Annotated in this window: 12 protein-coding genes; 5 read left to right on the top strand and 7 right to left on the bottom strand. The window is 53.0% G+C overall.

Annotation, left to right across the window (positions count from 1 at the left end; genetic code table 11):
- Positions 1-15: 15 nt before the first annotated feature.
- Both RC85_RS08640 and RC85_RS08635 read right to left on the bottom strand, forming a co-directional pair.
- Entirely contained in the window at positions 16-1,377 is a 1,362-nt protein-coding gene (locus RC85_RS08640) for a hypothetical protein (RefSeq protein ID WP_068261220.1), read from the bottom strand.
- A gap of 20 nt (positions 1,378-1,397) precedes the next feature.
- Positions 1,398-2,207, bottom strand: coding sequence for a TylF/MycF/NovP-related O-methyltransferase (locus tag RC85_RS08635; RefSeq protein WP_162273192.1), 810 nt, complete (start codon positions 2,205-2,207; stop codon positions 1,398-1,400).
- A gap of 59 nt (positions 2,208-2,266) precedes the next feature.
- On the opposite strand from RC85_RS08635, the gene RC85_RS08630 reads away from it, so the two are divergent.
- Complete coding sequence (locus RC85_RS08630) at positions 2,267-3,352, top strand: class I SAM-dependent methyltransferase (protein WP_068261210.1); 1,086 nt, start codon at positions 2,267-2,269, stop codon at positions 3,350-3,352.
- Between the two features lie 59 nt (positions 3,353-3,411).
- Here the strand turns inward: RC85_RS08630 and RC85_RS08625 are convergent, their stop codons facing one another.
- The gene (locus tag RC85_RS08625) at positions 3,412-5,079 is read right to left on the bottom strand and encodes a hypothetical protein (protein ID WP_235033261.1); all 1,668 of its coding nucleotides are present in this window, start codon (positions 5,077-5,079) and stop codon (positions 3,412-3,414) included.
- Between the two features lie 459 nt (positions 5,080-5,538).
- Positions 5,539-6,384, bottom strand: coding sequence for a hypothetical protein (locus RC85_RS08620; protein ID WP_068261205.1), 846 nt, complete (start codon positions 6,382-6,384; stop codon positions 5,539-5,541).
- Between the two features lie 270 nt (positions 6,385-6,654).
- Between RC85_RS08620 and RC85_RS08615 the strand changes: the two genes are divergently transcribed.
- On the top strand, positions 6,655-10,389 hold the full coding sequence (locus RC85_RS08615; RefSeq protein ID WP_068261202.1) for a hypothetical protein: 3,735 nt from the start codon (positions 6,655-6,657) through the stop codon (positions 10,387-10,389).
- Positions 10,283-15,901: a protein kinase domain-containing protein gene (locus RC85_RS08610; protein ID WP_068261200.1), complete on the top strand. Its 5,619-nt coding sequence runs from the start codon at positions 10,283-10,285 to the stop codon at positions 15,899-15,901. Before RC85_RS08615 ends, RC85_RS08610 begins: the two co-directional genes overlap by 107 nt.
- Before the next feature lie 173 nt (positions 15,902-16,074).
- Here RC85_RS08610 and RC85_RS08605 read toward each other — a convergent pair whose 3' ends face one another.
- From RC85_RS08605 to RC85_RS08595, 3 genes are read right to left on the bottom strand one after another with little or no spacing between them, the layout of a single operon-like run.
- Complete coding sequence (locus RC85_RS08605; RefSeq protein ID WP_068261197.1) at positions 16,075-18,138, bottom strand: HlyD family efflux transporter periplasmic adaptor subunit; 2,064 nt, start codon at positions 18,136-18,138, stop codon at positions 16,075-16,077.
- Positions 18,135-19,226, bottom strand: a complete 1,092-nt coding sequence (locus tag RC85_RS08600; protein ID WP_068261194.1) for an efflux RND transporter periplasmic adaptor subunit — start codon at positions 19,224-19,226, stop codon at positions 18,135-18,137. Before RC85_RS08600 ends, RC85_RS08605 begins: the two co-directional genes overlap by 4 nt.
- A 2-nt stretch (positions 19,227-19,228) precedes the next feature.
- Positions 19,229-21,013 (bottom strand): efflux RND transporter periplasmic adaptor subunit, encoded by a 1,785-nt coding sequence (locus RC85_RS08595; protein ID WP_068261191.1) that lies wholly within the window; start codon positions 21,011-21,013, stop codon positions 19,229-19,231.
- 241 nt (positions 21,014-21,254) lie between these two features.
- On the opposite strand from RC85_RS08595, the gene RC85_RS08585 reads away from it, so the two are divergent.
- A complete protein-coding gene (locus RC85_RS08585; RefSeq protein ID WP_238383110.1) occupies positions 21,255-23,252 on the top strand; it encodes a TolC family protein in 1,998 nt (665 codons plus the stop codon).
- A 69-nt stretch (positions 23,253-23,321) separates the two neighbouring features.
- On the top strand, positions 23,322-24,812 hold the full coding sequence (locus tag RC85_RS08580; protein WP_068261184.1) for an SDR family oxidoreductase: 1,491 nt from the start codon (positions 23,322-23,324) through the stop codon (positions 24,810-24,812).
- The last annotated feature ends 295 nt before the right edge of the window (positions 24,813-25,107 follow it).

Below are 25,107 nucleotides of genomic sequence, written 5' to 3'. Positions count from 1 at the left end.
TTGCGTGAACGTCTTTTAACTCGACTTTGCTGGGGATTGATTGGTCCGAAAGCGGTGCCAAACCATGAACACGGTGGGCAAGGTGATGAATCCGTAAACAAGAGTTATCGAAGCACCCAGCGCGATCGCCCCAAACTGAATTTCACCCAGAACCACTGCAAGGGTTAGCAACAGATTGCTCGCGATCGTAATCCGCCACAACGGATCGACCTTGTGCGACCGAAGGTAAATTGCAAAGCACTGCATCAAATGGATTGGCAGCGTGGCAATCGCAATGCCGAGGGCTAATTGAACTGGTAAGAAACGGCTAGCAAGCTTCACCAATAACTCATGGTCAGCGTTACCCATCAAGAAAAGCGTTGAACAGAATAGTGTCATCAGTGCTACCAGCGCGGCCGTAGAAGAAATCGTCACCTTCCTGAAAACTTGATCCAAGGTTGACCGTTTTTCCTGCGCGATCAATTCGCCAAATTGAGGAGCCCGAGTGCGAATCCACATCGAAGCAACACCTAGCAGTTGAAGCAGCGTCGATAGTGTCATCCCGGCTTGACCAGCGACAACCGGGCCGTGCCAGTGATATAGCACTGGGATCATCGGAGTGAATGCGAATTGGTGAACAAAGCCTTGAAGACCAAGTTTCCATTGCAATGGCCATATCTCTTGTCGCCAGTTCAGGTCGGTATCCGATGCTTTTAGAATCTTCAACATCAGTTTTCGGTTACCGAACGCAATCAGTTTCATCTCCCAAATGAGTTGTGTTGCAAGCGATGCAGGAATTGCCCAAAGCGTTCCACCTGTGGCAATGACCACCCAGACAACAAAACTGCCGCAGACGACTTGCCCTAATCGGTTGCGATTGACAGCGACCACTTGGTTACAGCCTTCCAGAATTGCGACCAGCCCGGCCGAGACCAGCGACGCGGCTGAGAGCAAAACAGAGCAGAGCAGAACAAATCCGATATTCGATTCATCTGAACCGCGAAAGATCAACAACCCCCAAACCAATGCGATGATGGCAAACAGAACGCCACATCCGAGCAAGCACTTCACACCGCCCCGTGTTAGCGAAGCGATCCGCCCGATTGCATCCGGTGTACCTGTTAGGTTTCCGTCGCCGCTGATTTGAACGCGAGCCGATTCGTGACTTACGGCGTGCATCAGCACTGACGTTAGCCCCGCTTCGGCCATGTTCTGCAATCCTAGGATTCCAAAAATCGTGTAGTAGACGCCTTGGGTTTCCGGATCAAAGAAGAAGGCAATCATCAGCATCGTGACAACACCCGACGGGATCTGCCAACACTTCATCAAAATGCCGTACAGAACAGCGCGATCTAAACCGGTCTTTAAAAAGATCGGTCGTAGCGGATCAAGGAACACTGGTGAGATCGCGATCTGGGCTAGTTGGTGATATTGAAAACAATGCCTTGTCCAGTCGGCAACGCGATAATCGACCGTTGCTGTTCTGCAAAGAAGCGTTCGACGCCGGCGCGTTGATCTTCGTAACCATCCCAAAGATAGTCATCCAGCAGACAGATTCCACCGGATGCCCAACGCGGGAACGCCCATTGAATTGCCTGTAGCGTCGGTTTTACCAGATTTAAATCAACGTGCATCATGGCAATGTTTGTGGGACCGGGTTGGTTCAATGTGTCTGGGATGAGTCCCTCGCGGATATGAATTCGGTCGGCAAAAGTTGACAAGTTTTCTCGGACAAAGTCAGCGGATGTATCCTGAAAAGATCCTAGAAGCCCCACGGCTCGTTCGTGATCTGTAACACCATGTTCCGGAATTCCGCTGAACGTGTCGTAAAGATAAATCGATTTTTCTTTCGTTGCATTGAGCATGCAATACGCCGTTGCCCCTCGAAACGTTCCGAACTCGACCAAATCGCCTTCGATTCCCATTGATAGTCGGGCAAGTTGACCGGCAAGGTGCAACCGGTGCATCGTCGTCTCGCCTCGGACCGCTTGATCGAGCCCCAGAAAAGCATTCCGTTGGCATAGGTGTTGGATCGCTCGTTTGAAATCAGCATCATCCAAGGCGGGCGAGCGGTGTTTTGACACCACGCCGTCAATCGAACCGTCATACCATTGGCCGTCCACAACGATGCTTCCAAACGGTGCTAACTTCCATCCAGCGGTGGTGAGTCCGCGATTGATCATGCGTTTGAGCAGATCTTTTATTGAATTCGGAATCAGTCTTTTCAATGTTTTGAAGCTCAAAGGGATGTTGCCAAAAGCACGAATTTGAACGAAGCTCGCTTTCCATGAATTCCTCATCTTCACCACAATCGACAGCCAAAGTTATTCCAGTAAAGGAAATTTGTTGTCCACTTTGCGACGCGGATGACTTTCAGAATGTAATCGAAACAAGAGACTTCATTTATCACATTGGTCAGCAATTTCAATTTGTTCAATGCAAAGCATGCCAACATTTTTATTTGAATCCTAGGCCCACCGATGATTCGTTGGCGGCATGCTACCCCAAGTCCTATGGTCCTCATCAGGGCTCCGTCGCTGGTCGCGAAACATCCACGTCTGATAGTCTGGCGCGAACTGAAAACTCGAAAAAGAATTCGTTCTTACGAAGAGTTTTAAGCCAAGTTCCGTTGCTGCGAAGATTCTTGTTTTGGTTGGGCCAGCAGCACGGCACGATCATGCCACCTTTACCAGCGGAATCACCCGAGCTTATTCCCGGTCAGCCTACACGCAACGGTCCTAGACTGCTTGAAATCGGATGTGCTTACGGTGGTTTTCTGGAACAGGCCAAAGTGGCGGGATGGCTAGTTGATGGGCTAGAACCGAATTCAGACGCCGCCAGGAAGGCCCAATCTCGTGGTTTTGATGTGCAAACAAAGACGCTTTCCGAAGCCGAGATTCCTAGCGAAAGCATGGATGCCATCGTGGCTTGGATGGTGCTAGAGCATGTTCCAGATCCGGGCTTCTTCACGAAAGAGACTTTTAGAATTCTGAAACGCAACGGGCTGCTCGCGGTCAGCATTCCCAATGCCAGCGCTCCCGAGCGATGGATCTTTGGTAAGCATTGGCTCGGCTATGACGCTCCCAGGCATTTGCAGCTTTTTACTGAGTTCCGAATTCGCCGACTGCTTACTGAATCAGGATTCACGGATGTAAAGATCATCCACCAAGCAAGTTTGCGATACTGGTGGGGAAGTGTTGCCGCATGGGCAATGGACAACTATCCCGATGCGAAATGGCCAACGCGATGGATGGCTTGCTTTGTGGGCGAACCTAGCGAAATGGCAAGGAGATTTTTATTAGTCCCCGAGAAAATCATCTCGTTGTTGCGATTGTCGGGCCGAATCACCGTGACGGCAAAAAAGCCCGACTAAAATGTTGCGAGTCGCACTGATCGGTGGATTCACGCTCGATATGGGCCAGCAATTCCAGCTTAAGCTTCGCGTGCGAAACGTGGCATCCATTGCAAACGGAAACCTGCTTCGGTTGCGTCGGTACCGTCGCCAGAGTTTTGTGGTGCCTTCAGTTCAGGTGCCGGTAAATCTTCGGCATCTTGGCTGTCGAAGATATCGCTTGATGATTCTTCGGTGGGGCCGGTTTCAATCTTCTGCATCCGGGTGCTTGGCACGTCGTCGAGTGTTTGTGGCCCTTGCAAGACAGAATCGCCCAGCGTTTCAAAAGGCTGTGCCACCGCAGGAGCCGGTGCGTATCCGCTTTGGTACGGTGCCGAAACCACGGGTGCTGGACTGATCACAGTCGAGCTGATTGGGGGCGAGCTGATTGGGGGCGAGAACGAAGAGTAACCGCTGGTGATCGCGGGACTGAACGGATCGTAGTAGGACAGCGGAACTCGTTGGACGACTTGCCGTGGAACCATGATCGTTTCGTTGTAAGGAACGTAGACCTGTTTGGTCACTGGCTTGCGAACCGTTTGCACGACCGCTTCTTGTTCGTAGTAAGAAACTTGAACAGGTTCCTTTTTGGTTTCATAAACCATGCGAGTTTGCTGAACCGGAACCTTACGAACCTTTTCTTCGGTTACCCAGCGTTGCTGTTGAACCGGTACTTTGCGAGTCAAGGTTTGCGTCACTGGTTTGGTGACGACATAAGGAACCTTGCGAACTTCGGTCGTGGCAACCATGCGAGTCGTTTGGACTGGCACTTGTTGGTTGACCATTTCCGTTTGCATCCGCGTTGTCTGAACGGGCACCTGGCGATCGACGTATTCGGTCTGCATCCGTTGGACTTGCACGGGCACTTGGACGGCCTGCGTTTGCGGGACGTACTGAGTCTGTGCGACTTGCTGGGTGATGTAGTTTGGTCGGTAAGCGTATTGCGTTTGAACGGTTGGTGCGGTGACCGTCGGCGTGACCGCGTAGGATCCGCGAACGCGTGCGAACAGACCAAACGGTCCCGGTGTTGCGTGAGTACGAGGAATGTATTGTGTTCCGTATTGAACTTGGCCGGGAATCACAGTTTGCTGAGCGACGTAGCCGCCGGCATCGACCGTTCGGTTTTGCATGGTCGTGACGGGGCGAAGCGATGTGTACTGCTGAGTCTGCATCAGCGTTTCGGTGACGGGACGCTGGACGGCATAACGCTGGTTGTAGTACTGCGTTTCGGTGACAGGTCGCTGAACGGCGTATTGTTGGTTGTAATACTGAGTTTCAACGACTGGCTTGTAGGTCGTGTACTGCTCTTCGCGTTCGGCTGTTTCGTTGACGTAAGTCGTCTGCTGAACGGTCTCGTCCCGATAAGACGTTTCAACGACTGGCTTCCAAACGGTAAACCGCTCTTCTCGATACGAGGTTTCCACGACAGGACGAGCAACTTTGTACTCGCGTTCTTCCGTGCGTGTTCTTAGCACTGGCCGAAAGCTAGTGACCTGCTCATCAACGTATTCGGTCTGCGTGCTCAAACGCATTCGCTGAACGACTTGCGGTTCCATGACGGTTTCGCATTCCATGCGATAAGCAGGCTCGAAGCAGCAACCGTCTTGTGCCTGCATGTCTCCGATCATCGAAACGCTAAAAGCCACCGTGGTGGCCGACATGATGGACGCTTGGCGAATGTTCGATTTTAAGTTGATAAGCGATATCATTTTCAACAGGTTCTCTTGATGAGGCAGTGATGACAGCGATCGATAAAATCGTTGCAATCCTTCTAGTCCGGACGACCCGCAAAAGGGCACGCGCATCGGTTGATCGACGCGAATGCGTGGACCACATTCAAGGGTACGCAAGGCTTAAGGGAAATGTAAGAAAAAGAGGTGAAAAAGGCACAAATTTGGCGCCCTTCAACCCGCAAAACTCACCATTTTACCTGATCTGCTTATCTGACAATGTCAAAGGGCGTAGGCGGCGGATTGACCGACGTTTCGCTGCCGGTCTCGGACACTTCGCCCAACTGTCGAATTGAGCCGAATTCGGTGCGGGACCGGCTAGCAGCCAAGTTGCAAAACAGATGTAGGCCGGAACAAGCTCCGCGAAGTTCCGGCAATTGCATGGTACGACGTTGGCTTGCCGGAACTGCGCGGAACTTGTTCCTGCCTAAATTGGCATTAAAGCAGTAGGAAAGAGAAACCGGCGATCGCGGCAGTTTGGACCGCTGCCGAATGCAGATCGATCGGAAAGCAGTCCATCGCAATTGGATTGGATTGACCGAGGCTTTGGCCGCACCGGCAATCGCCGCCAGCATGAACGGGACAACTTGGGTGCTGCTTGGTCATTTTACAGGGAAGTACCGCAACCGAACTAACAAAACGCATCGCCGAAAACGCATTGGTCAAGCAACCGTGGCCGTTTCCGCAGCGTTCCAGATTTTCTTGTTCAAAGTACAGCGGGCGATGCGAAAAACAAACGGTTCGGCGCTCGTAACGCGGAATCACTGCACCACTGTCGCTAATCAAATTGCCCGCGATTTCGTGTTCGCCTGTTTGCGAAACTGAGCTACTGGGCCCATCTGGATCGCCAAGTGAATCGACAACACGAATTTGTTGAATCGGTTTACGAAGGCGGGCAAATGCCGATTCAACGGCAAGTCGCTTGGACGTGGCAACTTCAAGTGCCTCGTCTTTGTCTTCGTCGTCACTGTCTTCGTCGCCATTATCTTCGTCGCCGTCCGAAAGATCGTCAGAGTCTTCGCTACCTTCTTCCAACAGATCTCGCAGGGAATCCGTCGAGGCCTCATCGGCAGATTCGTCTTCATCGTCCAGCAGATCCCGCAACGACAGCTCATCATCGTCGACCGCCTTTGATCCTGATCCGGCTTGCAATAAAGCGGCCAGTGATTCGCTGGGGTCGGCGGCAACGATTGGGGTTGTTTGCGAACCCCAAAACAAGGCGGTGATCACGAGCATGACCAAACCGGGCCAAATGGAATCGGCGTTGATGAGGTTTCGTCGCATGTTGAATCACAATCGCCAAGAATCGGTATTTGGGCCTGAATTGACCGCTTTTAATCCTTATCGACCAAAGTCCGCTGCCTAGGGCCGCTAAATCAGGTCCACCGACAGGAATTACCCGACCAGATTTCTTTTTCTAAGCGTCAGAATCAGAACATTTTGCCAGGCTTAACGACACGTCGATTACTATACAAAAGGTTTCATCGCTGCAATTTTTCCGGTGCTTTCGTCCGAACTTAATCCCGGTTTTCTTCCTCTTCCAACGCGTCTTCCATGGCATTTTCGTTTCTCAGGTCGCGCAGCCGCTGGATTAAAAGCCGCCGGATTCAAAAACAAAACCGACGCACCGCCATCGAAGCTTGGGCACCGAGTGTCCGTCGGCTGGAACCGCGATTGGTGCTCAACGCCAGTGCCGAACTGAATCCCCTGGGGCAACTGGTTTTACTGGGCACCGAGTTTGGTGATTCGCTTCGCATTGAGTTTGATTCCGACCAGGCGCTACAGATTTTTGATGACACCGATCCTGGAAACCCCAACCAAGTTGTTCCGATCAGCGGTCATCCTGACGGGATCGCTGGCGAACTCAATCCACTTTCTGCCGACGCCATCACGTCGGGTCAAGTGTTCGTTGCGCTCGGTTCGGGCAACGATTCAATTTCAACGCCGCTGTTGGGCAACCTGGAAGTCTTTGTGTCGGGCGATGGCGGCAACGACACGACAACGTTGCAGTTAAACGAATCAGTAGTTCCGGCAAGCGGTTCGCTGTTCGCCGAGTCTGAACAAATCACACTTTCATCGTCTGGAAATTCTCTGTCATTGGGGCAAGCCGACGTCCAGCTTGTCGGTGCCGTCCGATTCGATGCTGCCCTAACTTCACCGCAGTTGCAAATTGACAACCAACTTGTCATCGATGGCCCAACAACTCTTTCGTCTGACACAACGCTGGTAGGGGCGGGCCGAATTGATTTGAGTGATTCTACGCTCAGCACCGACGCGTCCGACGTAGATCTGCGGATCGCGATGGGTGGAGGAAATGTCTTGCTGGGCGAAGTCGATGGCAGCGGTGGTCAATTGCTCAACACCCTAACCGTGCAGTCCGCTTCGGAAACCATCTTTGCAGGAAGTCAGGTGTTGCTCGAAAGCGAATTGATCGTGGAGGACGTCTCGGCCATTCATATCGAATCCATGATCTTCGCATCCGATGTCTCGCTTAGCGGAGGCAACGTGACAGTCATCAATGACATCACGTCTGCCAGCGGCGATATTCAAGTAGAAGCATCCCAGGGGTTTATTCTCGGGGGTCAAGCTGAAATTTTTTCCGGTAACGACCGCATTCTGATCAGCGGAAACAACAGCGACTTCGACGCGAGTGCGGGCACGCTGCGCAGTAATTCTAGCAGCGATGCCATTGTGATTTCCGGTTTTGACCAAGTGAATCTCGGTGACACTTTTGCAACCGACGGTCAGTTGGTGCTTGGCACAACTGGCAATGAACTCAACAGCGTTTTCCAAGAACCAGGAACGACAATCGAAGCGGATCGTCTTGCGGGCGTTGTGACGAGCGAGGTCCGGTTGGCGAACAACGCGAACCAATTCAGAGTGATCACTGACCTGGTCGCAGGCGACGGCATTGATTTGGTTGATTCAGCAGATGACCTGTTGGTGGAATCATTAATTTCAAATTCCGGGGACGTTGACGTGATGGCTGCGGGGGCCCTGGCGATCGGCAACGTCCAAGCGGCTGGCAATTCAATCAACCTGCACGCCGACCGAATTGATGATGCCGAAAATGATGATGCCGAAAATGATAATAATAAGGACACAGACTTGAGCGCCGCGAATGTCACGTTGACGGCGACGAATGGGATTGGCGATCAGCAAGTCTTGGAACTTGATGGAACGGATAAGCTAATCGCAAACAGCGATGCCGGAGATGTGAACCTCGTTTTCCTGGGGGATCAGTCTGTTGGAATTCAACAAGTCACCACATCGGACAGCAATATCTCGCTGCGAACGACCGGCGTAGCATCGGACCTGTCGATTGACGAAATCACGGTTGGCGGAGAAGGACTGGTGACGCTGATTTCCTCCGATGACATCCTTGGACCCGACGACAACAGTCTTGTTTCAGCAACACAGTTAAGCGTGACTGCTGCAAATCTTTCTGGCGATCAGGACGCGTCGATTCGTCTGCGAACCGATGTTAATGACTTGGCCGCCAGTGTCCTTGGAAGCAATCGCGGTGATTTGATTATCGATCATGTCGATACGATCGACCCGCTACGATTGGGCGGATTGGCGAATCAAGCAGGGCAATCGATCACCCCGATTCAAACTGGAAACGGTCAGATTATCATTCGAAGCGATTCCGAAATTGAAGTCGTCGATCTCACCACGGGCGATGCTGGACCAGACCAGCAAGCCGATCCTGAAATTGATGCACTCGGTGAATTTGGCCGCGTTGACTTGGAAGCCCCAACGATCCGCTTGCAAGACGATGTGCAAATCCACGGTGAAAAGCTTTTCCAAGATCTTGACCAAGCATCACAACCGCGGCCCCTTGGTGATCTGACTCAGCCAGGTGGCAATAGAACCGAGCGGACAATTTTTCTAGCGACCAATGAGTTCTATGTCGGTGAAAACGTGGAACTGTTTACCGGCGAAGGCCAAGGTACTGCTCGTCAATTTCTTCCACGTCCGGGTGGTGATCAAGCGACCGCTGCGATCGACGCTGCGATCGACGCCGGAATCGACCATGCGTTCTTTGATCCCGCCAGTGTTCGCACCAACGTGTTGACTCAAGCATTGCAAAACGACGCAACGGGAATTTTGACTGTCAATGTTGGCACGCCCGGGGAACGCGGTCTGACCGTTACGATCGACTGGGGCGATTCGGACCCTCGCCGCTTTCAGCAAGTTGACAACCTGCATTCCAATCAGAATGCGTTTGTGGGAGTTGATCCAGCGCGCGATGGCCAGCCCACTGTGACTCAATACTCACCGACCGGCGATGGAACGGCTCGTTTCACGCATTTGTATCTCGAAGGCGACACTCTCGACAGCCGATCCAATGGTCGAACCGCTGCCACGGAACCTTACAACGTTCGTTTCTCTGTTCGGCATCATGATTCAATCGTGGTTCAGAGTCTGGTCGAAGGCGAGACCGCCGGCGTCTTTCAAACAGGCTCATCGATCACTCCCGAAGCCGAACTGGTTCCCGTTGCTGGTGGGCTACTCTCATCGACCGACAATCCGACCACCAACCTGGATTCAGGCATGGGACCACAATTGGAAACAGGAACCGCGACTTTTATTATTCCAAACCTGACCATTCCCGTCGCCTTCTTCCCGGTTCGCGATGTGATCCCCGAATTTGAACCTGTCAACCAAATTGTCAGCACCGACCAGACGGTCGAAGTGTTGACTTCGACCTTAGAAGTCGCCGAAGTCCCGACGACCTCGATTGTTAGCCGCGAGGAGTATTTTCAACTGCGAGTTCTTTCTCCTGATCCGGATGGCGAAGATTTGGTAGCACCAGAAAAACTGCCCGCGGATATTTTTGATGGTGATCAACTGCGTAAGTTGTTTTCGCAACTTCCCGACGGAGCTTATGAAATTGAAAAGGTGGTCGGGGATGGAAACGAACGCTCCATTTTACGAGTCGAAGTTCGTCAGGGCGAAGCCACGATTCCCGATGATGAACTTGACGAAGGTGTGCTTCGACTGAGGCCGCTAGATCTGCCAACGAATCCGGACGAGCAATTAGATGACGGCAATGATGATCAAGAGTCAGATCAAGAAACTGATCTCGATCTCGCGTACCTGCCCGGCGCGGCCGTCATGGCGGTAACGGGGACTGTTGTCGCCAAACGTCAACGACGTTCCGCGGTCGTGTCCGAGAATGCCGGACAGATTGAATCCGCCGTGTGGCAACGACATCGACGCTCAACTAAAAACCGATCGCGTTTGTCGCGAAGTAGCCGATTTGGAAAGCGACGCAATGGTTGACCCAAACAAAGATAACAACGCCGACGATCCATCGGATCTTGAGAAGACGACGGAAATCAATTCCAACGAATTGACGACGCCGATTGAACCGTCGTCAGGTGCAGACACGCCCAGTCCTGATCATTCGCGCGATAGCTCGGCGATTGATCGTTCGCAGGAACAACGCAAAACAACGGTGCGACGGGGAACCAGTCGAGCGTCATCTTCGGCCGCCAATTTTCCATCTCGTAAAGACGGTGGCTCATCGGGAACCGTCAAGATGAAATCATCGCTGATGGCGGGCGATGATATTGGGGCAACGATCAACGCTCGTGAATTGACCGGGAAAGATGCTGAAATCTGGGCAACCGTTGTCGCTGATATTCCAGTCGATCAAGTGGTTGGTGGAAAAACGGCTGGTGGGATGGAAACAGAGGAAACGATCGACGGTTTGCAGATGGAGTCCACTTCCGCCACAGCGTTTTCTGCTGGGGTTTCTGCAGGCGTATCCGCCGGTGGTCAAACGGACGAAACCCCAGCGATCGACAAGACGGTTTCGGATCGCAATTTCGATCGATTGCGAGTCTGTGAACTCGCACCCCTAAAGACTGACCCAAAAACCAATAGCGATTACCGGTTGATTCGTAAACTCGGCCAAGGCGGCATGGGGGACGTCTTTGTCGCACGCCAAGGCTCACTCGATCGTCTGCTTGCGTTAAAGTTGATCAAGCCGATCGATGGCAAACGCCGTCAAAAGTTGATGCAGACGGGACGGTTAAAGGAAGTCGAGCAAGAACGACGGTTGCAATTTTTGTCAGAAGCGATCGTCACCGGTGACTTGGATCATCCCAACATTGTTCCGATCCATGATGTCGCGATGACGCCCGAGGGTGACCTGTTCTATTCCATGAAGCGGGTCATCGGAACGCCTTGGTCTGAACAGATCAAATCCATGTCGGTCGACGACAACTTAGAAGTCTTGATGCGAGTTTGCGACGCAATCGCTCAAGCACACACTCGCGGCGTGGTTCATCGCGACATCAAACCCGAGAACATCATGCTGGGTGAATTCGGTGTGGTGATGGTGATGGATTGGGGGCTGGCATTGCCGACGGCTCGCTACACCGAAAAACGAGACTCGGCATTGTTGACGTCCACTGGTTTAGGAGGAACGCCAGCGTTTATGTCGCCTGAAATGGCAACCGGTCCGATCGAACGAATCGGCAATGCTGCCGACGTGTATTTGTTGGGCGCGACCTTGTTCATGATCGTTACCGGCAAAGCACCACACCATGCGTCAACGGTAACTGAATGTTTGCAAGCCGTTCGCGAAAACAAAATTCGCGAAGTCGATGCAGAACACCGTGGCGAACTGCTGGACATTGCTTACCGCGCGATGGAAACCGATCCGGCGGACCGCTACGAAAGCGTGACTGAATTTCACGACGCGATTCGTGATTTTGTTCGTCATGCCGGAAGCATCCAACAGAGTTGGCAAGCGTCACAGTCCTTGGAAATCGGCATCCGAGATTCTTCTTACGAAGAGTTTTCAAAAGCACGGTATCAGTACGAAGCCGCGCTGCGTCAATGGAGCGAAAACGTTCCGGCCGCGGAAGGCTTAGACAAAACGCTGATCTATCACGCCGACGCGGCGCTAGCCAAAGAAGATTTTGACCTCGGCCTTTCGCTGCTTGATGAAAACCGCAGTGACCATCAAGAACTCATCCACGATTTGCGGGAAGGCAAGAAACAGCGAGCTTCACGAGAAGCAGGTTTGCGTTTGATGAAAAAGGTGGCCGCAGCAATGTTGCTGTTCATCATCGTCGGTGGTGGCATCGGGCTATGGTTCATCAACCAAAAACGAAATTTAGCGAATGATGCGTTGGAAATCGCTCAGCAGCAGAGAGCCATCGCGGTAAAGCAGACAGGTCTCGCTGAAGAGCAAACGAAGATCGCCGAAGCGGAGAAAATCGAGGCGGACCAACAACGCAAATTTGCTGAAAGTGAAACACTTCGAGCCAGCAAGCTTGCCGCAGCGGAGGCGAAAGCAAAACAAAATGCAGTCGATGAAGCAAGGAAGGCACTTGCCGCCGAAAAACAAGCGGTGCTCGCAAAACAAATTGCCGAAGAGGCCCGCGAAGATGCAGATCAAAAACGTCTCGAAGCAATCGCTGCCACCAAACGTGCCAACTACGAAGAGTATGTGTCAAAGATTGGCTTGGCCAAAGCTCGCCTGGAAAAAAATGAATCGGAAGTCGCACGCCAAATTCTACAAGAACTCAAACAGAAATCTCCCTACGCAACGGGCTGGGAATGGCGTTGGTTGTGGCGACAGGCAGACGGAGCCGAGAACGAAACCAAGCTAGACGATGCGGTGATCGATTTGTCTAGCTCAGCCAATGGTGATTTTGGTGCAGTGTTGTTGGAAGGCGGCGAAGTCAAACGATGGAGTGCTTCCAAAAACGGCTTGCCCGTAATGAGAGCAGACGTCACGCCCGACCAGTTCGTTGATTCGGCCGTTCGCGATCCTGCCACTGCTGTCGCCGTGTCGAGCGATCCCGGGCGATTGGCAACTGGTCACCAAAGCGGCCAAGTCGTGATCATCGACGGCGATCAGACCTACCAAATCGGTGCGCATGATACGACGGTTAGCGATCTGAAATTCGTTGGCGCACGTTACCTGATCAGCGGTTCTACCGATCGCACGGTTCGCGTTTGGGATGTCCAACAAAAGCGTGAACTGACAAAACCAGGCTGGCACGCTTCACCCGTCGTCCGCGTTGATGCCGTTCGTCAAGGCGATGGTCTGATGATTGCCGCGGCGACTTCGACCGATACGACTGGCAGCGTTGAGTTGTGGAAGGTGCCGGTTTCCTCGCCGGGTGCAATGTTGGCGAAGCCAACGAAGCTGGGTGGATTTCGAGGTCACGACCATCCCGTTTCTTCGGTCACCTTTAGCCCGCAAGGTTTGCTCGTGGCGTCAGGCGATATCGATGGCAATGTACTCGTTTGGAATCCAATGAAGGTGAAGCCCATCGATTATGAATCAGCGATCGCCAGCGCTCTTTCAAATGTGTCGGATAAGCGAAAGAGGCCAAGCGAAGTCAAACAGAATTCATCGACGAAGTTTGCTCGTTTGATTGATCGCGACATCGTGGAAAGTGAACTGGATAACAACCGCAAGGGTGTAGCAAAGAATACTTTGGTCTCTGTTCGATCAAGTTCCGCTGAAAGGGCTCATCGCGACATCGTTCGCGCGATCGCTTTTGACCAAAGTGGACAGTCGATCGTCACCGCATCAAATGATTACACGCTAAAGAAATGGAACGTCGATGATGGCCAGCTAATGAAGAAGATGCGAGGGCATGGTGGCTGGGTCACCGCAGTTCAGTTCGTGCCAAATCTGGACGTCAAAGGATCCGAAGAGCGAATCATTTCGGCATCGCGGGACCAATCGATTCGCGTTTGGAATCCAACGACGTACGTGGGCGAATCGGTCGAGCCAGAATTGCCGACCACTGCGATGCCGCACGAAGCCGACATTTCGTCTGCCACATTTTCGCCTGACGGCACCCGTGTTTTGACCGCCAGTGCTGACCACACCGCTGCGGTGATGACGATTGATCCCAAAACACTTTCGTTTCGCGATGTCGTTCGGTTGCAACCAGACCGACTCGTCGAAGGCACCGCTTACGTTGCAATGTCAATGGCGACTGATGACCAGGACAAGTACTTGTTTATTGGCAGCGCTGATTCAACGGTTCGCATTTGGGATATCGGTCGCGGCATTCAACAAGCTGAAGTCTTTGGAACTGGATTGAACGATACGATCGCGGTGTCCGGCGATGGGACTTTGTTGTTATCAGGATCAACGTCACCGAAAATCAAAGCGGTCCTGTGGAAAGTTGATCCGACAGGAAAAAACAAAGCGAAACGCTTGCGCCAGTTGCGTGGGCATGATCAAGCTGTCACTGCGATGGCCGTTTCCAGCGATGGTAAATTGCTGTTTACCGGTGACAGTATCGGTTACGGGATCCTTTGGGATGCCACGACGGGTCAACCGATCGGACCGCCGATTGAAAATGTTCGCGGATTTCGGATCGGTGCGGCACAGTTTGCGAGCGATTCGAGATCGCTTTGGTTGGGAGCCGACGATGGTCAGTTGACTCAAGTTGATCTGACAAGCCGAAAGAGCATCCGCCGACTCAACCACGACGGGTTCGTAACTGAGATTTCGCTCTCACGAGATCAGCAACATGCCGTCACTGTTAGCGAATTGCTGACCGAATCACAATTGAAATCCCGAGCAACGCTTTGGGATCTGAAAACAATGCGACCAGTAACGCTGGCTAGAAGTGAACGTAACTTATCAAAGTCACCCGGAACTGGCAGTCGTCGCCGCAACCGGGTAACCGCGGCAGCATTTGGCAAGTCGGGTCACAGCGTCGTTGTTTGCCAATCCGTTGATGGCGAAAAGTCGGCGATTAAGGTTTGGAGGAATGTATCAAAGGCGGTTGCCGGAAAGCCGGACCAAGCCTTTGCGATTCCCAATCGTTTGGGTGTCGCTCAATCAGCGTTTCCGCTCGCCGATGGACGGTGCATGACGCTAAGCAAGAACGCAGCATTCAACTGGAAGCTGAAAACAGGCAAACTGCTGCACAGCTATCGAGCGCATGCGGGACTTACCGAAGCTGCATTTTCGCTAGACGGGAAATGGGTTGCCACCGCAAGCCGGTCAGTCAAGTTGTGGGATTCAAGTACCGGCCAGTCCGTCGCGAAAATTGAATCGCCGCATCGGGGGCCCGTTCGGTCGATTACTTTTCAGCCCAACGCCAACCAAGCCGATGGTTACCGATTTGCCACCAGTGGTGATGACGGTTTCGTGCGTTTTTGGAAATGGAAGCCTGGTCAGTCTGCGGTTCAGGTACGCGAATACGACACGGATTCCGGTCGAAATCTCAATTTTGTTCGATACTCCAGCGACGGAAAACGTTTGTTGCTAGGCGGAGACGGCGGCGTCGCTCGAATCCTTGATCTGCGTCAAGCTGACTCTAAGAAATCGAAGAATGCAGTTCAATCATTGGACATCGCTGATCGGGGCGTCAATCTTCGCTGCGGCGATTTTAGTGACGACGGAAGCCACGTTGCGGTTGGCGGCGACGATGACATTGCGAGGGTTTGGAAGCTCGGCCAACCATCCCAGGCTTCGCAGGTGTCAGACCAGTGGGTCAAGTTAGAAGGCCATGCGGATTCAATCGAAGACATCAAGATTGCTGGCGACGCTGAAGGTGGCTACCGAGTCTTTACGGCATCCGCTGACGACTCCGTCAAAGTCTGGGATCCAAGAACCGCCGTCGAAAACAATTCAAGACAAGGCCGCGAAATCTTGTCGCTCGAAAAACATCGCAGCGACGTGACCGCAATCGATCTTTCCGACGATGGCCGACTGATGATGACCGCAGGCAAAAAAGGGCAAGTGATTCTCTGGCCTGCCCAACCCAACGAAGACATCAGCGACCGTCTGTTTGAATAGTCAGAAATCATCGGTCCGTATCATAAGACAAAGACTGACGGCAACCTGCGTGAGAGAAGGCTTCACTGGTTGGACGAACAAATGTAGGCCGGAACAAGCTCCGCGCAGTTCCGGCATTCCAACACCTTGCATTGCCATTGCCGGAACTGCGCTGAGCTTGTTCCGGCCTACCTCTAACCAAACGTTTGACTGATGAGGCGAAAGAGACGCTGGGTGATCGATTCGGGGCTTGCTTGAATCTTGGCGCGACCGACGCGATGGACCACCAAGTCATCGCCAGACGATTCCAGTCGTACTCGGACGCGATAAACGTTTTCGCTGGTTGCCGAAAGGCCGCTTACCAAAAGTGATTCTGGGAAATGCTGGCAGGGTGATGCGTCGATCGAGATAACGGTGCCGACCACCGATCCTTTCGCTGCATCGCCTATCATCAGCGACACGCTTTGGCCCAATTCAATCCGCGACACTTCGCGATCGGGCAAGTAGAGGATTGCTTCTCGGCGATGTTCGTCGCCGATCATTCCGATGGGGGTTCCAGCGTTGATCCATGCTCCAACTTTGCTCACACGATTGTCGCCAGCATTTTTGACAAGCGAAACCGTTGGCTGACTTTGACTGTTCATCGGAGGATAGAGTTTGCCAGCAGAGCCGGGAACAATGTTCAAACGCTGAAGTTCTTTGTTGTGGAAATCAACCAAGACATCGGCTTGTTCCAGATCCTTTTCTAGCGATGGGATCATCGCCTGTGATTGTGATTGACTGCCGCGAGAGCGTTGGTACGACTGCAACAGGGTTTCTATTCGATCGCGACTGGCTACTGCGGCTGCGTGCTGTCGTAATAAGACAGGGTTGGACAATGACGAAACGATATCCAGTGCATCTAGCTGCTTTCCATATTCAGGTTTCGTCTGCAAGAAGCCTGGCTCGGTTACATAGATCTGCTTCGCATTGGCCGGGACGATTGTCATCGGTGCAACGACGCTGCGAGGAAGCGGATACCACAAGGCCGCGAAAAAGATCGATCCTGCCAGTACAAGTCGTGTGAGTTGAGTCTGACGAAAAGATTTTGCTTGGTTCAAAAGAATGACGGCCATGATGGTTGTCAGGAACAAAATTCCGATCAATTCGGAATCATTGGCTTGTAAGAATCGGAAGATGATCGTCGTCACTGAAACCAGCACCACGCCGCGATAGACGTAGCTGGCAGAAGCAAAAACTGACATCCAAAATGGTTCATCGGTTCGTGCAGGCTTGCCAAGCATGGATTGGAAACGTGCGGTCAACGACGCCTTGGAACGGGACGCTAGATTGGCGATGCCGGTGAAATCGGACAGTAGATAGTAGCCGTCATATCGAAGTAGCGGATTTCCGTTGATCAGGATCGTGGAAACTGAGCAGACGACCATTAACGTTACGGCAAGATCATGAATGGGCCCTGGATTCGAGGTCATCCAGACCAACGTTGCCAGGATTGCAATCCAGCATTCAACGTACATTCCCGCGGCAGAAATCAGCATTCGATGGCTGCGTTTTTTCAACATCCAAGCATCCGAAACATCGGCGTACAGGCATGGGATTCCGAATAGAAGCATCACACCGATCGCTGGGCATTCGCATTCCAGATGGCGACAGGCAAGTGCGTGTCCAAGTTCATGCAAGACTTTGGATACAGCAATGGCAATCGCGATCCAAACCAGTGAACCAAAAGGATTCGCGGTGATGCCAGAAAAGTCAGATGCGAAATGATCAAACTTCATCAGAACAGCGATAACGCACAACGGTGCAGCGATGACCGAAGCAATCAAAACAGGTTTCGCAAAAACCAATCTGCCAAGCGGTGAAATCGCGTCCAGAAATGTTCTTGGATTCACACCCGGAAACCGAATCGCCAACAGAGAGAGCCAATTCCATTTTTTTCGAGACGCACTTGGCAATGATGCGTTTTCAGACTCCAACAAACCTTGTTGCCAGGCTTGTGCAAAGAATCGCTGGACCGCGTCTGATTCAATTAAAGAAGATGGATAACACTGTTTCAGTTCCGCCGAAATTTCAGGGACCGACCGATGTCCATTGGCGAGACGCAGCAGTTCATACTCGCTTTGCGTGAAGTGATGGTACGCTCGCGAAAGAGGATCCTTGCAAACCACCATCGGTTCCTGTCCCATTTCGATGGTTCGATGAATCAGGTCACCACGAAGCTTGGGCCGATGGGCGCTCGCCGGAGGGACGCCATTCATAACCGAATCCTTGCACTCGCTCGCATACCCGGCAGGATCGTTTTGTCCGCATTTTCAAAGTCGATCCAATAACGGAACTCGCCCGATACGGGATCAATTTCAGGATCGATAAAGACGACTTTCCCCGTTCGCTGAATCGTTTCGCCCCCAACGAAGACTTCGATTTCTACATCCATCGCCGCATCGGCCCGAAATTGATTCAGTTGTTCCACCGGCGCAAAACCTTCGATTCGCAAGCGATCCAGCAGAACAATTCGTGCGATCGACTCACCTTCGTTGGCCCAGGCTCCTGTCGATTTATAGACCCTAGTAATCCGTCCATCGATGGGAGCGATGATTCGGTGATCGTCCATGCTGGCTTTTGCAAGTTCCAATTGAATCTGTCGATTTTTTGTTTGTAGCTTTGCGATAGCGTTCTCGGTTTTCGCTGCACTGACTTCGGCTTCGGCGTGATTGATTTCCAAAGCTTGTCTGCGAGCAGCTTCGGTTTCAGCTTTGACCTCTAAGCCTGCGACTTGTTTTTCAAACTGAGCCTGCTTGGATTCCAGGCGACTCTTATCGACGACCAGCTTTAGTGATTCGATCTCGGATTTCGAGATGCTCTGTGCATACTGTTTTCGAGAATCCGCGGCTCGGCGGTATTCATTTTCCGCTACCGCTTCTGACTTCTTTGCCGCCAACACACGCAAATCATTTTCGGCTTTCAATTTGGCGATATCACGCGTGATCAATAATTGTCGCGCGGCTTGCTTTTCGCTTTGCAGTTGTGAGTCTGCCGCGTTGATCGCCGCCGCTGATCCAGAGAGTTCTTGTGCAACTTGCAGTTCGCTTTCTGCCAACTCGATTGCAAGCGACGCATGGCGATGATCCATCGAACCAATCAGTTCACCGCGACTCACTTCGTCACCCGGCTTCGCTTGCATGTCCGTGATTCGACCGCTGCGCGTCGCGGGAACTTCAACCGATTCGATCGGCACGATGACTAAATCGTCTGCCCGATATTCATCGGCTGCTACTGCTTGGCTGAATAGTGCCAGTGCAATGAAAACGGTCGCCAACCGATGATTGTATTTTAAGTTTTTGCTCATCATTAAATCCAATCCTGGGTTCGCCACCATTGCACCAGTCCGCGAAACACGACAAAGGCGGCTGATCGCTGACCGCAATCGACTTTGGCGACAACGCTGGCTCCGCGGCGAAAGCGATTCGCTTGGTCCGTGTCGATCGATACCTCTGCACGAACAATCGAATGTCCCGCCTCGTTTAGCTGAGCTGCCTGATCGATATGATTCAAAACGCCTTCGTGGACTTCAGTCGGCGACGAGAGGACTCGAAAGGAGCAAGTCGGCTTTGCTTTTTGTTGATCGTCTAGGTAGCCAACCTGATCATCGGGAATGTCGAGTTCAACATTCCAACCGGCGGCTGGGTCAATGATTTCCAAAAGTGGTTGGCCGATAACGACGACGCGACCAGCAAGTGATTCCTTGGCATCCCATTGTCGGACGATGCCGGCGATGGTGCTTCGCAGCACAAGTGATTCTTGTTCTTGACGCACAAGTTCCAGTTGTCGCTGAATTCCATCGGCTTCCGTTTGCAGAACCATCCGCTCAGCCGATGTTTGGTTGTCGCCTGCATTCCGCTTAACCGATTTCAGCGTATCTATCTTGGTCGTTGTCGTCGCCAATTCACTCGAAAGACGTTGAGCGACGAGTTCAAGTTCGGGTGAGTGCAGTTGCAGCAGCGGCATGCCTTTCGTAACCCGATCGCCATCAGCCACATGGACTTTGGTGACAAACCCGTTGGTTGGCGAATGCTTCGTGACAATCGCCGCTGCAGCGATTCGACCGGGAACCGAAAGCCTCAATGGAACTTTGACCAACCACATCGCCAAAAATACGACGGCGGCTACCGCCAGGATCTGTGCCCAACGAATCGGTGTGACGGTGGCGAGGGTTTTGGCAGCGGAACGAGGTCCAGCGATTTCGCGAGCGATGGCGTTTTTGACTGCTCGGTGAGCGAGGTCTTGATGCGGCGCGAAACGAATCGCGATCGGAGCAATTGCTGTTTCCGTGTCGTCGTACTGCTCGAAAACAACCCACGCCAAAACCTGGTTGTCGTGATCGGCAATGGGTTCGACATATATTTGCTGTACTGCGTTTTCTTGGATGTATTGATCGCGTGTGTGATCGTCTTGGATCAATCGCACCAAATCCTGTGCTTGTCGAGCACGAGGGTCGATGTCGGTTGGAACCGACGATGCAACAAGCCGTCCGATACTGTGTTTTCGGTGGTTCGCGCGAACGATGCAAACCCGGTCAGTGTGCGTCAACGTGGCGAGAGTTTTGGCAATTGAATGATACGTTTCGTTGACCGTTGATCCGGCAAAGAGTGATTCCACCAGTTGGTGGTCGCGATCAAGGCTTTGCATTGCATCGGAAACAACGCTGATTTCGCGCCGCAAAACAACGGGAATCAGGATGTTAGTCAGCGCACGCATGGTTTCCGTGAAAACACGTTTTTGCTGTGTCGTGACTGGCTTCTCAAAACACAACTGAGTTTCAAGATCGGTTGTCTCCGTCAGACTTTGGCTGACGATCAAATGCCTGGATGGATCGCGGGCTAGTTCATCGCCCTGGAAAATAGAAATCCCCGACTTTGCAACGACCAGCGATTCATTCTGGCATCGCTTTTGAATTGAAACGCCGCTGCAAGAACTGAATTTCCGAAGTGCTTCGGCCACTTCCTGTTCAAATTGGGACTGGTCATCGCAATGACGCGATCGGCGATCCATACGATCAATCAGATCTTCAGCGTCCCGCCACATTTCGTCGTGGTCGTCGCGATTTTGGCTAGCGAAGGAGTCGGGTGAAAGCATTGGAAAAGGCGATTCAGGCGAACGCGAACAAGCGAGTCTTCAGTTTAGCTGCGACGTGGGCGAGTTCGCTTTTCAGACTCCCAGTTTCACGCAGAAGTTCCAAATCTGTCACACCAGCCGCACTGTAACGATTATTCCGAATGAATTGATTGGATCGGTTGCCCGGGTTGGTTCGACAATAAGAACAGTGCGCTTGAACAAGCGTGGCCGCCGACAATCCGCGCAATGAGATTCTGAAGCCGTGTTTCGACTCCTTCCGACCCGCAAAAACTCGCAGCGACGGCATCCGCTGCGCCGATTGATGCTGGGTTGGTCAAAGCGGGGTTGGCGGTCTGACTTCAATTCTGAGGTAGTGGATCTTGTTAAAGATCCTAATCTGGTTGGATCTTTAACAAAATCCGCTACGGGGAAACTGCTCGGCCTGCGTCTATTGCTTTCAGCGACGGTGTTGCTGGCTCCGTCCGTCGGATGCCATCAAGCTCGCAAAAACGGCTACCACGATCTGGCCAGCACGATCGGCAACGACACAGCCTGCATCGACGCGCTGATGTGCAATGTGGATGCGGGAGCACCGCCGGAAACGTTTAGCGAGTACTCATCGCCACCGAAAACACTTCGCAGTGTGGATTGGGACGACCAGACTTATCGTGAACTGACGCTTGGCGAATCGGTCGAACTCGCACTGACTCATTCGCAGGTACTTCGCGATCTTGGGGCACGCGTTTTGCGAAACCCTGACGCGACCGCGACACGCGAAAATCGAGCATTGGTGGAAACGGATCCTCAGACGAGTGTTGATGCCGCTTTGTCAGCTTTCGACGCCCAGTTCTATGCGCTTGGAAAGTGGCAAAACAACGACCGCCAATTCAACAACCGGTTCTTTGGCGGTGGATCCAATGCGTTCCAACAAGACACGCATGATTACGTTGCACAAATTTCAAAGCGAACCGCCACGGGTGCCCAGTTCGCGCTTCGCAGCGTCACCGACTACGACGCCAACAACGCGACCGGCAACGAATTTCCGAGTGCTTGGCAAAGTCAATTGCATGCGGAGGCGAGACAGCCGCTGATGCAAGGTGGCGGTTTGGCGTTCAACCGTATTGCCGGTCCAGGAGCGGAACCAGGCGTTTACAACGGAGTCCTGATCGCCAAAGTCAACAACGACATCACGGCATCAGAGTTTCGACAACAGACACGCGATTATCTAAGCAACGTCATCAACGCGTACTGGGATCTGTACTTTGCCTATCGCGATCTGGATGCCAAGCGACAATCGCTCGATCGTGCTCGCGAGACATGGAAGAGCTACGAAGCTCAGAAAACAAGCAACCGTCGAACGGGTGCCGCCGAAGCGCTGGCACGCGAACAGTACTTTCGGTTTGAGTCCGAATTGCAAGATGCGATCGCGGGTAAGGTTGTTCAGCGAACTTCGGCGGGCAACGCCAGCACCGGCGGCAGCTTTGCGGGCGCAGGCGGAGTGTTGGCCGCGGAACGCCGATTGCGTTTGTTGATCGGATTGCCGATTACTGAATCCGACTTAATTCGACCCGCTGATGAACCGCACGAAGCACCGATGATCTTTGATTGGGATTCGATTTCGGCGGAAGCTGTTCGGATGAGAAGCGAATTGCAGCAACAACGGTTGCTGGTGAAACGTCGCGAGATGGAACTGTTGGCGGCTCGGAATTTCCTGATGCCAACCCTTGATCTTGTCACGATCTACCGCATTCGTGGGCTCGATCAAAACCTCGCCGGCGACAACAGTGCGTTGGGTGAAATCGGCACGATGGACTTCCAAGAATATGAAGCCAACTTAGAGATGCGAATGCCGGTCGGTTTTCGGCAAGCTCATGCAGCCGTGCGGCACGCTAAGTTTCAGATCTCGCGGGCCGAAGCGATCCTGCAAGAACAGCAGCGACAGATTCTGCACGATCTCGCGTCGGTCGTTGCGGAATGTGATCGAGCGCTCGTGCAATCGCAAACCAACCTCAGCCGTTACTTGGCTGCAAGCGAGGCTTTGCAAGTTCTGGAGGCCAACCGAAACGCGGGTCTGCCGGTCAACCTGGAACAACTGCTTGATTCGCAACGTCGGATCAGTGAAGCTCAAACGCGGTACTACCAGTCTTTGGTTGAGTACACGGTCGCGGCTAAAAATGTGCAGGTCGAAAAGGGCACACTGCTGGAAACGCTGAACATGCTGATCGCCAAAGAACCGGTTCTGGCTGCCAGCAGCCCGTAGATCGCCGTCAAACGACTAGTTCTATGTTTGCGTGGGTTACGCACACTGGTCAGCAAGACATAATAGCCCATGGCAATCCAAGAAGATCAGAGTCCGCGGAAACGCGTCTTAGTTTGTGGTTCAACGGGCTACGTGGGCGGAAGGTTGGTTCCTCGTCTGCTTGATCGCGGATACGAGGTGATCTGTCTGGTCCGCAGCCCGCAAAAGCTGGAAGTTCATGCGTGGCACGATCATCCAAGCTTGACCGTCGTTCGGGGCGAACTGGATCCTGATGATCAGGCCAGCATTGATCGACTGGGCAAAGCCGCCGTCGGCACCGATGCTGCTTACTACTTGATCCATTCGATGATCTCGGCTGGTGAGGATTACGCATCGCGTGACCGGAAACTTGCCAAAGCGTTTGCCGACGCGATGCAGCAGGCGGATTGCAAACGCATCATCTACCTGGGCGGCCTGGGAGAATGGGGGCCTGACCTTAGTCGCCATTTGCAGAGTCGCCGCGAGGTCGCCGAGATTCTGCAAATGGGAACCGTTCCCGTGACTGTTTTTCGCGCCGCGATGATTATCGGATCAGGTTCGGCCTCGTTTGAAATCCTGCGTTATTTGGTCGATCGATTGCCGATCATGATCACGCCCAAATGGGTGCGAATTGAGACCCAGCCGATCGCGATCCGAGATGTGCTTCGATACTTGGTCGAGACGCTTGATGTGCCCGAGACCGTTGGCCGCATCATCGATATTGGTGGCACGGATGTTTTGTCTTATCGAGACATGATGCAGATGGCTGCCAAGGCCGAGGGACTGTCGCGCCGAATCATTTTGCCGGTGCCTGTTCTAACACCAAAGCTTAGTTCTGGTTGGATCTCGTTGGTCACGCCGGTCAGCGCCGATATCGCCAGACCGCTTGCCGAGGGGTTGCGGAATCGAACGGTTTGTAAAAACGATTTGGCAACACGATTGATGCCGGGCCCATTGTTTTCAGTCCAGCAGGCGATTGATGCCGCGTTCGGTAAGATGCAAAACAGAGAGGTTGAAACGCGTTGGTCAACCGCAGGCGAAATGCCGGGCGACCCAGAATGGTCCGGCGGAACCGTTTTTGACGATCGCCGTGAATGCGTGATCGATGCATCACCCAAGGATGTCTTTGCCGCGGTTTGTAAGATCGGCGGTAAGTATGGCTATTGGGGTGCCGATTGGTTGTGGTGGTTGCGAGGCGTGATGGACCAAGTCATCGGTGGCCCCGGTTTGCGTCGAGGCCGACGGCATCCGGAAGTGTTGAGTTACGGAGAGGCGGTCGATTTTTGGCGAGTCAGCGGTTTTGTTCGCGACCGGCAATTGACGCTGCGGGCGGAAATGAGATTGCCAGGCGACGCTGAACTTGACTTTACGATTGAAGCCATCGACGGCGACGCATCCAAGGCACGCCTAATCCAAACCGCTCGTTTTCGGCCGCTGGGATTGTTGGGGATCGCATACTGGTACGCGGTCTTACCCATGCACTTTTTCGTCTTCCCGACAATGCTTCGCGGGATTCGTCGCGATGCGTTGAAGATTGCTTAAAGCATTTTCTAAAGATAAATGCTGTCTAGCTGCGGAGCGGCGACAGCCCTTTGCCGGGTGCGTCACGGCTTGTCGATTAACGTGAGCCGCGACGCGTGAGCGGCCTGGCCGTAAGGCCTCGGGCTGGCGCGGTAGGTCCGGCTGCCCACGCGGTTAGGAACGCACGATTTTTTATAGTCGCCTTTCGCTCGGGACGTCGCATCAGTTACTGCGCAATAGGCCCGGAGGGCCGGCAGCTCCCTGCCGGGTGCGCGAGCACCCGGATGGCTGCCCCACATCAATTCTCTGGCTCGGT

This window comes from Rubripirellula obstinata, from assembly GCF_001642955.1.
Taxonomy (GTDB): domain Bacteria; phylum Planctomycetota; class Planctomycetia; order Pirellulales; family Pirellulaceae; genus Rubripirellula; species Rubripirellula obstinata.
This window is presented reverse-complemented; position numbering and strand designations above follow the sequence as displayed.